Below are 12360 nucleotides of genomic sequence, written 5' to 3' on the forward strand. Positions count from 1 at the left end.
TCACCGCCGTGCTGAGACGCGGGGAGCTAAAAAACTACCTCTTCCCGGGGAGCTCTAGTAGGCGCCGAGGCCGCCCGTCTTCTTCAGGTTCCCCTCCACGGCTTTCAGGAGCGCTACGCCGAGAGCGATGAGTCCTAGCGTGTAAGTCAGGAGGACGGCCCACTCTAGGGCTGGCGGTAGGAGTGCCGGGTACTCCATCGCGTAGAACCTGAGCAGGTCGGCGACGTAGGTGAAGGGTACGGCGAGGGCGATGCTGCGCAGCGGCTCAGGCAGGTTCGAGACAGGGTAGAAGATCCCGCAGAGGCCGAGGAAGACGAACTGCAGCACGTTGTTCAGCGGGCCTACGTTCTTGAAGCGGAAGACAAGCGCCCCGTAGACGAGGCCGAAGCCTAGGGCGGTGAGCATCCCGGTCAGCAGCACTGCTACGACTCCGAGCGGGCTTCTGAGCACCACATCCACGCCGAAGAGCGCTTTGAAGAAAGCGTAGACGTAGAGTATGCCGATCGATAGGCTGATCATCCTGGGGTAGACGCTCCTCGAGAAGAGGATGGCTCGGTTAGCGTTCGTAACCATCAAGAACTCGAGAGTGCCGAGCTGCTGCTCCCTTCTGATCGCCATGCCGAAGGACCACAAGCCGGCGGCGACGAAATCCCAGAGGATGTAGCCCCAGAAGAAGAAGTTAAGCATCACAGGGTTGCTCCACTGCTCCCTTGGGAGGAACAAGAGGACAGGCGTGACGAACAGCACCAGCCAGGCAGGTGTGGCAATGATGTCCGAGATCAGCCACGCAATGTACCTGAAGTGGACTTTCACCCCTGCCTCGACCGCCGCCCGCACCTCCAGGAGGAGGCGGTGAAAGCCCGCAGTTCTAGTGCTTGGATAGCTCTCCCTTCCTCCTCGCTTCATCCTCCCACCTCGAGTAGAAGAACCTGCCCAGCGCGAGGTAGCCGAGAGCTAGTGCGGACATCAGCACCAGCCTCTGCCAGAGCTCGAGCTGGAGGGGGACGCCGGCGACAACCCCCTTCAGGATGGTGGCAGCGTGAGCTGTCGGCAAGGCTTCAGCTACGAGCTGCACGATTCTCGGGAAGATTTCCAGCGGGTAGTAGAAGCCGGAGAGCGCTGCGACGAAAGAGTTCACGACGCTGGCGGCCGCCCACACCTCCTTGAAGCGCACAGTGAGCGCTGCGATGACGAGCCCGAGCCCAGCTAGAGGGAGCAGCGCTAGGAGTATCACAGCTGCGGCTAGCGCCCACTCGGCTGGGGAGAGGAGAGACCCCTGCCACGCAACCACCGCGGCGATATCCACGGCGAAGACTAGTATCGTGAGGATCGAGTAGGCCAGGGAGTGGAGGAGCCACAGCGCTACAGCGCTGTTCGGGGTGAGGTAGTGGAGCTCGAAAGTCCCCATGAGCTGCTCCTCCCTGATTATCGCGCTCGTGTTCTCGATGACGATCATGCTGGCGATCATCAGCACACCACCCAGAGTAATGTAGAGGAGGGGGCTGCTGGAGCCCGTGTTGGCTTGAAAGTTGGAGAGCGCCAGCGGCCCCGAGACAGCGTAGCCTATACCGATGAACAAGCCCGAAATCATGAAGGGCAGCGTGACAAGCAGGACTAAGCTCCCAACGTAGCGGAACGTGATCTTGAGCTCCTTAGACACCACCCCGACGAGGACAAGGAAGGGGCCCAGCCTAGCCTTGCTTTTCAAGCCTTTCACCCGTGAGTGTGATAAACACGTCCTCCAGCGTAGGCTCCAGGCTCCTCATGCTCACCAGCCTAGCACCGCTCGAGATCAGGGCCGAGAGGACTTCCCTAGGCATCTCGTCCCCCTGGTACACTACCCGAACCTCGTAGAGACCGGCGGCGGGGTCCTTAATGCTTGCAGCAGCGCCCACAACCCCCTCCACTCTCCTGAGCTTTGCCGCGATCTCCCCGTCCTGGAGGAAAGCTTCCAGCTCGAGCACCCTATGCTGGGAGACACGTGCTTTGAGCTCCGCTGGAGTGCCTACCGCGATGATCGCACCCTTGTTGATGATAGCGATGCGGTCGCAGAGCATATCCGCCTCGAACATGTTGTGAGTAGTCAGGAGCACCGTCTTCCCCTCCTCCCTCAGCTGCAGCACTACTTCCCGAACTTTCCTGGCAGCGTAGGGGTCTAGCCCGATCGTCGGCTCGTCGAGGAACAGGATCGGGGGGTCATGCAGAAGCGCTCTGGCGATGTTCAGCTTCGACTTCATCCCCGTGCTGTACTCTTCGACGAGGCGGTCAGCATCACCCTGAAGGTCCAGGAGCTCGAGGAGGTACCTGATCCTCTCCTTAGCGTAGCTCGGCTCAAGGTGGTAGAGGCGGGCAAAGTACATGAGGTTCTCGCGCCCACTCAGCTTCCAGTAGAAGCCCCGGTCGCTGTAAAGACTCACACCGATGCTCTCCCGCACCTTCCCCGGCTCCTCGACGACGTTAAAGCCATTCACCCACGCTTCCCCCTCGTCGGGGAGCAGCAGCGTGCTGAGAATCTTGATCGTCGTCGTCTTACCTGCACCGTTCGGGCCGAGAAGCCCGAAAATCTCTCCCCTCCGAACCTCGAACGACACACCCCTCAGCGCCTCCACGACACGCTTCTTCCCCCTGAAGAGGCGGCCTCCTTCACGAGTCTCAAACCTCTTCACAAGCCCTTTCGCGACGATCGCGCTCTGCAAACCGCTGCACCGCCCCCTCAACAGTCGCTAGGTAACTAAGCTTTTCGCGAGCTGCGAGCTCGTCCTCCCAGCGGTCCGCGAGGCCCTGGCGCTGGTAGGGGTAACCACCTCAATACCACTCCGGGAAGCTTGAGCTGGCAGCTGCTTGTCGAAAGCCGGAAGCGGGATCTCCAGCCTCCCGGCAGCAGCCAGGATCACTTTATAATTACACCTCGCCAGCGAGATTCCCTCACCTTCAACCCTTGCCACAGCCCACCGAATATCCTGCTCAATCACAGGGGCTGCGCGGAGCTTTTCATGTCTCAGCTGCCTTGACCTAACGTGAGTTCAAGGCCCAGGAGCTCGTGCAGAGCCCAAACCACCTCGTGAAGCACGAGAGTAGGAGCCACCCATGCTGAAAACTCTTCAAGCAGCCTCCAGGCCTCAACGTGGTAGTTCGAGTTCCTCACAGCCCTGTAGATGTAGACGTTACCGTCCATTAACGCTTCCATCGAGCGCACTCAGTTGGCGTAGCAGCTCCCGGCGGATCGCCTCCTCTATATCCTTCTCCGCAACTGGCCTCTCGAGCTCGAAAGCCGGCAAACCTTTCTCAACTTTCTCGATAACTATCCTTCCTTCAGCGACGGTAATTCTCGGTAGATCACCAGCTCTGATTCCCAGCCCCCTCCTCACCTCAGCCGCCCGCCCCAAGTCCCAGCAGCAGCCAGCGCAAGTTCCAGTGAAGCTAAGCCGTTCAGTGCTTCGCGCCCACCCCGGAGTAGTTCCTCTCCTTCCCCGCGAAGACAGCTTTCGCCGCTAGGGCTGGGAAGCTGCGCACCACGTAGCGGTAAAGGTCCCGGGTCGCCGTGGGGCTGGCGCGGTAGAGGAGGAGGGAGAGGAGCTTCGTAGCCTTCTCATCAGCCATGATCGCTCTCAGGGCGAAGCTCTGCAGAGCCGGCGAGCTGTACATGATCCTGGTCATGCGGAGCCCGTAGTCGATCTCTGGCCACAGCTCGGAGCGCCAGCTCTCCTCGTAGAGCTTGAGCGCTGCAGGGTCCTCCCTGTCGAGTGCCTCCTTCACAGCTCTCGCGGCGAGAACCCCGCTTCTCACCGACCCTGAGATACCTTCACCGGTGAGCGGGTGGACGAAGCCTGCAGCGTCGCCGGCGAGCAGGGTTCTGAGCTCTGGAGCGGCAGTGCGTGCCCTCGGCTTCGCCGGGATGAGCCACGACCTGTCAACCCTGAAGGGGGAAGTATCCTTGAGGATGCCCAGCTTGCTCGCGAGCTCCAGCCCCTTCCTGTAGCCTTCTAGGTGTAGTTTGCCGTACTTCGCGGACTCGGGTAGCGTGGTCCCCATGCCGACGTTCATGTGGTTTCCTTTCGGGAAAACCCAGAAGTAGCCGTAAGTCACGAAGCCGAAGAAGAGGAAGATCGGCGCGAAGCCGTACCGCCTCCTCCACTCCGAGACCTGGCTCCTCGCGTCGTAGGGTGCCTCAGTCCCCCAGCAGTGCCCGAGGTCTTCCGGCCTCCTCGCCGGGAAGCCGAGCTGCTCGGGCAGCCTATCGCCCGCGCCGGTGCTGACGACAAGGTAGCGCGCGGAAAACTCTTCCCCTTTCCTGGTGCGGGCCACGACGCGGTCGCCGCGCAGCTGCACCTGAGTGACCCAGGAGCCGTGCTTGACTTCAGCGCCGCTGGACTCCGCGATCTCGCGGAGCTTCGCGTCGAACACGCTCCTCCTCACCATCCCGTACTGCAGCCCCTTCACTGCATCCACGAGAACACGCTCCCCCGGCAGGACGAGGACGTGGCCCTCGCAAACCTCCTCGAAGGTCTCCTCCACCTCCCCCGCTCCGATTTCCTTGAGGTGCTGGAGGGCGAGGGCAGTGATACCACCACCGCAGTACTTGTCCCTGAAGCGGTCCCCCTTCTCAACCAGGAGCGTGGAGATGCCGAGCCTCGAAGCAGCGATAGCGGCCGCGGCGCCAGCGGGCCCCCCGCCGACTACGAGCAGCTCCCGCTCCACGCGCGTCCAAGCCGGCGGAGGGTAATAAGGTTACCCTGGGAGCTGTGAACCGAAGCTGGCAGCGAGGTATGCTTCGAGAAGGGAAGGTTAAGAGGGGTTGCTGCAGCCTCTGAAGCGAGAAAGAGCTGGCCGGTTAGCGGTGGCGGGCTCTCTGAACGGCTTGAGCGAGAGCTTCCGCGAAGCTTGAAGCCTGAGCGTTCCAGAGGCGGTAGTAGAGCCCTTTCCTGGCGATGAGCTCGTCGTGCTTACCCACCTCGACGATCTCGCCGTTCTCCATCACGTATATGCGGTCCGCGTTCCTCACCGCGGACAGCCGGTGCGCGATGACGAGCAGGGTGATGTTCCTCTCGCGGATGATCCTCTGCAGCTCCCTGTAGATGCTGTGCTCGGTGGCTACATCGATGTTGCTGGTCGCCTCGTCGAGCACGAGGACGCGGGGCTGCGAGATGATTGCTCTCAGGAGCGAGAGCAGCTGCCGCTGGCCTTTCGAGAGGTTCTTCCCCTCCTCCACCACCTCTCCGTCCAGGCCTCCAGGTATACTCTGCACGATGCTCCTCACGCCGAGAGTGTCGATGAGCCTCTCAACCTCCTCCCTTGACGCCTTCCTGCTGGCGGTGATGTTGTCGATCACGCGGCCTGAGATCGCTGAGGGCTCCTGCGGGACGTAGGCGACTACGCTGCGGAGGTACTCGAGGTCGTACTCCTCCAGAGGTGTGCCGTCGAGCAGGATCCTCCCCCGCTTGGGCTCGTAGAAGCGGAGCAGTAGCTTCGCCAGAGTTGTCTTCCCGCTGCCTGTGGGCCCGACCACCGCGACCATTTCGCCGGGCTTCGCTTCGATGCTTACTCCCTTGAGCACGGGGACGCTCTCTTCGTACCAGAAGACCACGTCCTCCACTTTGAAGTGCCCCTCGACGGGGGGTTTCCGGCTCCCGCTCTTCTCCTGCTCTAGGGACAGGAGCTTAGTCACCCTCTCCGCCGAGACGAGGACGGACTGGAACATGTTCACGAACATTGCGAGCATCTGGAGAGGCCCGAAGAACATGTTCAAGTACCCGAAGAACGCTACAAGCGTACCTGCAGTGATCCTGCCTTGCGAGAGGAGGAAGCCGCCGTAGTATATTATTACGGCGAGCCCCGCCACGCGGATGACCGAGAGCGTTGGGAAGAGCGCGGAAACCACCCTCGTCGCTTCCACGTTGCTCTCCATGAAGGCTCTGCTAGCTTGCTCGAACTCCGCCTCCCTAGCCCCCCTCCTGTGCACGAAAGTCTTCACCACAGCGGCACCGGAGGCGTCCTGCTCCACTCTCGCCGCGACCTCCGCGATCATCCTCCTCGCTCGGGTGAACGCAGCTCTAGCTCTGCGGGCGAAGTAATAGCTAGCTGCGAAAACCCCGAGGATGAGGGGTAGCACTGCGAGCGAGAGCTCGAAGCTAAGCAGGAACATGATTGCTAGTGCGCCGGACATGATCAAGACATCTGTGAAGAACTCTACAATGCCTTGCGTGAACGTCTCGGAAATCACGTCCACGTCGTTCATCACTCGCGAGACAATCTTGCCCGTGACTTCGCTCCGGAGCTGCTCAACTCTCGCCCCGAGGAGCGTGCGGAAAAGCCTATCCCTCAAATCCCTCACGAAGCTCTGGCCCGCGAGAGTGGAGAAGTAGACGCGGACAGCCCCCGAAACCCAGAGAAGGAGGGCTCCGCCCAGGAACAGTAGAGACAGCGCGGCGACGCGCCCCAGGTCCCCGGCGAGCGCAGCGTCGACCACACCGCCCGTGATCACCGGCATCGCGAGGTTTACCAGCAGCCTCACTAGCGACGCCGCCGCGATGATCGCGAAGTACTTCGCGTAAGGCTTGAGGAGCGGGAGCATCCTCGCTATGACTTCGCGCGCGGGAGCTTCAGGCTTCGCCTCGTCCAGCCTGCCGATACCGTGCCACATCATCGCCATACCTGCACCACCTCCACGCTCGGTTTCAGCTCAGCTACGATCCTTCCTTCGTCCATGACCAGCACACGGTCGGCGAGAGCCATAGTGCTGGGTCTCTGCGTGATCACGATCATCGTTTTGCCCTTCAGGTTCTTGGTGAGCGCCTCGTAGATCGCTTTCTCCGTCTCGGCGTCCACCTCCGACGTGGTGTCGTCGAGAATGATGATCCTCGGGTTAGCGAGGAGAGCTCTCGCGAGCGCTACCCTCTGCCTCTGCCCTCCGCTCAGCGTCACTCCCCTCTCGCCCACGAGAGTGTCGTAGCCTTGCGGTAAGCTAGCGATGAAGTCGTGTATGTGCGCAAGCTTAGCAGCTCGAACCACCTCCTCGTCGGTGGCGTCCGGCCTCGCAAACGCGATATTGTTCCTTATCGTGTCCGGGAAGAGGTAGACGTCCTGGTGAACTAGGGTGATATTCCTCCTAAGCGACTCCAGCTTCACCTTCCTGATGTCCTGCCCATCCACTAGTATCGAGCCCCTCTGCGGGTCTGCTAGCCGAATGAGAAGAGATGCGAGAGTACTCTTCCCGCAGCCCGGGGGCCCCGTGATCGCAACTATCTCGCCGGGCTTCACCTCGAAGCTCAAACCCTTGAGGACGTAGCCGCTGCCATCGTAGCTGAACCACACATCCCGGAACTCCACCCTCCCGCTGCTCACCACCAGCTCTGCAGCATCCTCCGCCTCCTCGACGTCAGGCTTCATGCTCAGCACCTCGTTCACTCGCGAGAGAGCAACCCGAGCCCTCTCCATGCTCACGATGACGAAGCCGAGCTGCGTGATCGGCCAGGAGATCATGCTAGTGTACATTGTCAGCGCCGTGAGGCTGCCGACCGAGAGCTGTCCCTGCGCGATCTTCCATCCGCCTACGAGCAGGATGAAAAGCGTCGCAAGGTTGTTGACAAAGTTCAGCGTAGGCCACAGAATAGCGCGCAGCTTCCCGGCGCTCACCAGGGCTTCGCGGAAAGCCTGGTTGTGCTCCGAGAAACGGTCAAGCATGTACTTGGAGGCGTTCACCGCGCGTATCGGGATTATGGAGACAAGGGTCTCCTGGAGTATCGTGGACATGCGCGCATACCTCTCTCTAGAGATGTCGAAGAAGCTCCTTATCCGCTTGGCGAGCTTCCGGGGAAGAACGGGGAGAACCGCGAGAATCCCGACGGTCAGGAGCGTCAGCTGGACATCCAGCGTGAGCATCGCGAAAACCGAGAACGCTACCAGCACGACTCCCCCGAGGAAGGTGGCCAGCTGCTCGAAGAAGCTCTTCACCTGCTCGACATCCCCCGTGACCCTCGCGACGAGGCCCCCGGCCCCCTGCCTGTGGATGATCGAGAGCGAGAGGTCGTGGAGCTTCCTGTAAAGCTCCACTCTTAGGTCGAAAGCTACCAGCTCGGATAGCTTCCTCGCGTTCACGCCCTGAAGGTACCCGAAAGCACCCTGCAGCACCGTCAAGACTATGAAGACGGCGAGCAGCGCCGGGAGGTCTTCCCAGCGCGCAGAGATCGCGTAGTCTACAGCTTGCTTGGCCACCAGGGGCGCGTACATGCCCGCGACAGCTGCGAGCAGAGACGCTGTAACTGCGATAACTAGCTCGCGGCGGTGCTGGAGCGCGTAACTTACCAGAGTTCTTAGATCCACTCTATACCACCATCTATCGATATAGAAGGCGGGCCCAATTTAACGGTTACGCATCTAAGGCAGGTTATAATAGCTGTAGCTTCGCCACTATTCAGGTGAGCGGGCTGCTGCGAGAGCCCCCCGAGCCCAGCGAGCTGAAAGAGCGCTTGAGAGCCCTCCACAAAGACCTTCAAGGAGCGCTAGGCGCGCGGGGTGGGGAGTCTGCCGTATGGGTTGGAATGCTTCTGCCCAGCTATCTGTGGCGGCACTGGGGCGAGGAGCTTAAAGCCCTTGGGATCACTTGGCAGGATTTCCTCAGCCTCCTGAGGCAGCACTCGAGGGACATCGTCTCTTGGGCGCTGGAGGGGAAGCTGACCTGGCAAGAGCTAGTGCGCCGCATAGTCCACTCCATCGAGGGTCGGAGGGGAGCAGACCTCCTAAGCTACTTGGCTGAGAGCGAGAAGAAAGCAGAGTAGAGCTTCGGAGAGGGAGCGTGCGCCCTCCTCGGGTGCTAAGCCCTCTTGATGAAGCTTCGAAGCAGCTCCTCGTACCTGTCCGGGGTGTAAACGTCCTCGAGTCTACCTGAGTGCATGCGGGCTACCCGGTCGCAGCTCCAGACGAGCTCGAGGTTGTGGGTAACCATGATCACAGTCATCTTCAGCTCCCTGTTAAGCCTCCGGAATAGATCCATGACGATCTTGCTGTTCGCCGCGTCAAGGTTTCCTGTAGGCTCGTCCGCTAGAAGCAGCCTAGGCTGCCCCACGATCGCTCTCGCAATAGCTACTCGCTGCTGCTCGCCACCGCTGAGCTGAGTCGGGTACTTGCCAGCAGCACCCTCTAGACCCACGAGAGCTAGCGCCTCCAGCGCCCTCTTCCGGCGCTCTCCGGGCGGCACGCCTCTCTTGACCAGGGGTAGTTCAACGTTCTCGATAACCTTCAGCCGGGGGACGAGGTAGAACATCTGGAAGACAAAGCCTACGAACTCGTTCCGGTACTTGCTCAGCTCTCGGTCGCTCGTGATGGATGTGAGATCCCTGCCGGCCACGGCGATCCTCCCCCTGGTCGGCCGGTCGAGCCCGCCGATCAGGTGGAGGAGCGTGCTCTTCCCGCTCCCGCTCGGGCCCACGATCGCCAGGAACTCCCCCTCCTCTACGCGGAGGCTCACGTCTCTCACGGCTTCGACGTGGTGGGGAGGCTTTCCGTAGACCTTCCAGACGCCGTCCAGAACTACTAGGCCGTCACTCATAGCGCAGCGCCTCAACCGGGTTCAGCTGAGCGGCACGGCGCGAAGGCACGTACGCAGCGATAGCGTTCGCGAGCAGCGGCAGCAGCGCTGCTGCCGCGACGGTCTGCGGTGTGAGGACTGGGCTGATCTCGAAGCCGAACGCTGATATCTTGACCGCCAGCGAGAGCGCTAGCGACACGGCCAGGCCGGCTGCGACGCCGATCGCAGAGACTACAGTCGCTTCGAGCACGAAGAGGAGGAGCACGTCGACCCCCGTGTAGCCAAGCGCTTTCAGGATGCCGATCTCCTTCGTCCTCTGAATCACGCTGATTGCGGTGCTGTCGAGGATCCAGAGAGCTGTGACACCCATGCCGACTGCCGAGATCAGGCCGACGAAGAGCTGGAGAGCGCCGACCAGGGAGACGAACTGTTGCACAATCGCCGCGGCGGAAATCACCCTCGAGCCCGGCGGGGACACAGCTCTGATGTCTGCCGTGACCTCCTCCAACCTAGAGAGGTCCTCGACGAGGACTAGCGCAGCCGAGTAGCTCCGGGATGGTGAAACGTAAGCGAAGAAGGTGTCCGGGCTCATGTAGATACTCGGTGCCGCAAACGTCACCCCGTGCCCCATCCCCCCGGAGGAGCCGATCTGCTTCAGCAACCCTACGGCGATGAGCTGCAGGCTCCTTCCCCTCAACCTGATGGTGAGCGTGGAGCCGATGTCTAGCAGCTTCCTCCCAGTGCCGGGATCTGCCCAGAGGTCGTGGGAGACGAGAACCCCCATGCCTCTCGGCTCGCTCTCGCCCTCCTCGACAGCTTTCGTCATGTCGCCGACGCCCAGGTAGAGTGGCAGCACTGCAGGGTCCACTGCGACGATCTGCACCGTCTTCTCGCCGTCCGCTGTGAAGATAGTACCCTGAGCCATCGCGATGCCGAAAGCATCCCTCACCCCAGCTACGCCCTTGAAGTACATGATGTCGATGTCGGTTAAGCCGGCTGCACCCCCAACCACTATGATGCTGTTAGCGGCGACAGTCCTTTGAAGCTGCTCCACGAACTCTCTCTGGAAGCTCTCGCCGATCCCGAGCGCCATGCTCAGCGCGATAACCGCTATCATTACCCCGATTACCGCACCAATCGCTCTACCTCTCTTCTCGATAAGGCTCGTCGTCGCGAGGTAGATGTAATCAGCTGCCTTCACGCCTGAACACCCTCCTCCTCAGCGCGAAAACCCCCGCTCCCACGAGCACCAGAGCGAGCACCGCTAGAGCTGTGCCGCCCCACGGGCTGCTTCCCTGGGAGCCTTGAGAGGCTTGGCGCGCGACAGCGTTGATTAGGATGCTTCGCTCAACCACCCTGGCGACGCCGTAGGGGTCCCTGAAGTAAGCGACTACCCTAAGCTCGTGGACACCCTCCTCGTCGACACGGAACGAGAAAGGTACGCTCGTCAGCACTTGAGGGTTGAGCTGGCCGAGGTAGGCATAAGGCGTCCTAAGCGGTGTTAAGCCCCTTGAAGCCTGAACGGAGACGTTCACTGCGTAAATGGGGAGAGTCCCGTCGTTCACGAGTGTCGCAGCTAGGATGAGGTTTGAGCCAACCTGCGGCTGCTGCGGTACCGCCTCGAGGCTCGTGATCGTTAACCGGGAAGCGAAAACCGTGAAGAGGGTGAAAGCGCCCTGAAGTGACGAGATCGACCCGCTCTCTGTCGTGAAGAAAACCTGGTAGGTTATCGATTCGCTGCTCGAGGCCGTGGCGGGTGCTAGGACTTCGACGCTGAACACCTTGTCCTCGCCGGGCTGAAGGCTCCCTACGTCGAGGAGCGAGGGGTTCACGGAGATTTGGCTCTTCTGAAGGGATAGGACGACCTTAACTCCTTGCAGAGGCACGCTGCCCACGTTAACCACGTGAAGGTTAACTCGGTTGGGCGAGCCCGCTGTCACCACCGCGGGGTCTGGGGCTACGAGGATGCTCTGCCCAGAAGCTGTGAAGAGCGGGATCGATATCGTCCTGGACACTAGTGAGCCCGTGCAGCTCACGTAGGAGATGCTAACCTGCAGCGTGGGGGAGGCCGTCGGCACTAGGTTCAAGTAAAAGGATGCGAGCTGGCCGGGCTCTAGCCTAGGGAGCGTGAACACGGCAGGTACCTCGCGGTCAAGGAGAACTGCACCCTGGGGGTAGACTGAGAGGAAAATGCTGGATACGCTCTCCCTCCCTCTGTTCTCTACGTTTACGCTGACCAGGTTGGGGGAGCCGGAGTACAGTGCGGAGGGTGAGACGCTGACAGCTACGTTTTCACCCCAGCAAGCCGTGATGCTGAGGTCCATCAGCACAGCGCCTCCCTCGTAGGTGAGAGAGGCGAGCGAGTCGTCCCACGTGTTGTCCCAGCTGATGATCAGCTTAGCTGGGCAGATAGGCTTCGCTTTAGTTGTGTTGAGAGTTACCTGGAATGTTTTTGCGGTGCCGGGGCGCCACGAGCCTAACGCGACTGGTTGACCAGACAGCACTGATGCGTTGCAAAGCAGCTCGAGCTCCGCTTGAGCGCCCAGCAGCGTTCTCTTCCCGAAGTACGAGACTGTCAGCTGAACTACTCCCCTGTCAGCGCTCGAGTCGATCACGCTCAAGCTTTCAACTGTGAAGACGAAAGTTGAAGGAGTTAACCCTGTGGTCTGCCGCTGAGGCTGTGCGAGTGGCTGAGCTCCCGCGAGCGCTAGAGCCGCGAGTACCAGCGCGAGGAGATAGATGGAGAGCCTCCTCATATTTCTACTCGATATATCGCGAGATAAAGTAGCCCTATAAGCTTTGCGCAGCCGCCTTTGCACTGCTCGCAGCTGCCCTTT

At 61.0% G+C, this 12360-nt stretch carries 13 protein-coding genes; 1 reads left to right on the forward strand and 12 read right to left on the reverse strand.

The annotated features are described in order from the left end of the window. Window positions 1–54 precede the first annotated feature (54 nt). From QXU72_04185 to QXU72_04225, 9 genes are all read right to left on the reverse strand, one after another. Window positions 55–906, reverse strand: coding sequence for an ABC transporter permease (locus QXU72_04185; GenBank protein ID MEM0494458.1), 852 nt, complete (start codon window positions 904–906; stop codon window positions 55–57). After that, the gene (locus QXU72_04190; GenBank protein ID MEM0494459.1) at window positions 869–1708 is read right to left on the reverse strand and encodes an ABC transporter permease; all 840 of its coding nucleotides are present in this window, start codon (window positions 1706–1708) and stop codon (window positions 869–871) included. Before QXU72_04190 ends, QXU72_04185 begins: the two co-directional genes overlap by 38 nt. Beyond that, the gene (locus tag QXU72_04195) at window positions 1692–2696 is read right to left on the reverse strand and encodes an ABC transporter ATP-binding protein (protein ID MEM0494460.1); all 1005 of its coding nucleotides are present in this window, start codon (window positions 2694–2696) and stop codon (window positions 1692–1694) included. Before QXU72_04195 ends, QXU72_04190 begins: the two co-directional genes overlap by 17 nt. Before the next feature lie 27 nt (window positions 2697–2723). After that, on the reverse strand, window positions 2724–2972 hold the full coding sequence (locus tag QXU72_04200; protein MEM0494461.1) for a hypothetical protein: 249 nt from the start codon (window positions 2970–2972) through the stop codon (window positions 2724–2726). A 26-nt stretch (window positions 2973–2998) separates the two neighbouring features. Next, complete coding sequence (locus tag QXU72_04205; GenBank protein MEM0494462.1) at window positions 2999–3187, reverse strand: hypothetical protein; 189 nt, start codon at window positions 3185–3187, stop codon at window positions 2999–3001. After that, window positions 3165–3368, reverse strand: coding sequence for a hypothetical protein (locus tag QXU72_04210; protein MEM0494463.1), 204 nt, complete (start codon window positions 3366–3368; stop codon window positions 3165–3167). Before QXU72_04210 ends, QXU72_04205 begins: the two co-directional genes overlap by 23 nt. A gap of 61 nt (window positions 3369–3429) precedes the next feature. Beyond that, window positions 3430–4698 carry an NAD(P)/FAD-dependent oxidoreductase gene (locus QXU72_04215; protein ID MEM0494464.1) on the reverse strand — a complete coding sequence of 423 codons (1269 nt, stop codon included), beginning with the start codon at window positions 4696–4698 and terminating at the stop codon, window positions 3430–3432. A 133-nt stretch (window positions 4699–4831) separates the two neighbouring features. Then, entirely contained in the window at window positions 4832–6649 is a 1818-nt protein-coding gene (locus QXU72_04220; protein MEM0494465.1) for an ABC transporter ATP-binding protein, read from the reverse strand. Continuing rightward, entirely contained in the window at window positions 6640–8319 is a 1680-nt protein-coding gene (locus QXU72_04225) for an ABC transporter ATP-binding protein (protein ID MEM0494466.1), read from the reverse strand. The genes QXU72_04220 and QXU72_04225 overlap by 10 nt, the downstream gene beginning before the upstream one ends. A 95-nt stretch (window positions 8320–8414) precedes the next feature. On the opposite strand from QXU72_04225, the gene QXU72_04230 reads away from it, so the two are divergent. Beyond that, complete coding sequence (locus QXU72_04230) at window positions 8415–8774, forward strand: hypothetical protein (protein MEM0494467.1); 360 nt, start codon at window positions 8415–8417, stop codon at window positions 8772–8774. Between the two features lie 35 nt (window positions 8775–8809). Here QXU72_04230 and QXU72_04235 read toward each other — a convergent pair whose 3' ends face one another. The 3 genes from QXU72_04235 to QXU72_04245 are packed head-to-tail and all read right to left on the reverse strand — an operon-like array spanning window position 8810 to window position 12279. Further along, the gene (locus QXU72_04235) at window positions 8810–9544 is read right to left on the reverse strand and encodes an ABC transporter ATP-binding protein (protein ID MEM0494468.1); all 735 of its coding nucleotides are present in this window, start codon (window positions 9542–9544) and stop codon (window positions 8810–8812) included. Then, window positions 9537–10724, reverse strand: coding sequence for an ABC transporter permease (locus QXU72_04240; protein ID MEM0494469.1), 1188 nt, complete (start codon window positions 10722–10724; stop codon window positions 9537–9539). The genes QXU72_04235 and QXU72_04240 overlap by 8 nt, the downstream gene beginning before the upstream one ends. After that, entirely contained in the window at window positions 10711–12279 is a 1569-nt protein-coding gene (locus QXU72_04245) for a hypothetical protein (GenBank protein MEM0494470.1), read from the reverse strand. Before QXU72_04245 ends, QXU72_04240 begins: the two co-directional genes overlap by 14 nt. Window positions 12280–12360 lie beyond the last annotated feature (81 nt).

Source organism: Thermofilum sp. (assembly GCA_038741495.1).
In the GTDB taxonomy this organism is placed as follows: domain Archaea; phylum Thermoproteota; class Thermoprotei; order Thermofilales; family Thermofilaceae; genus Thermofilum.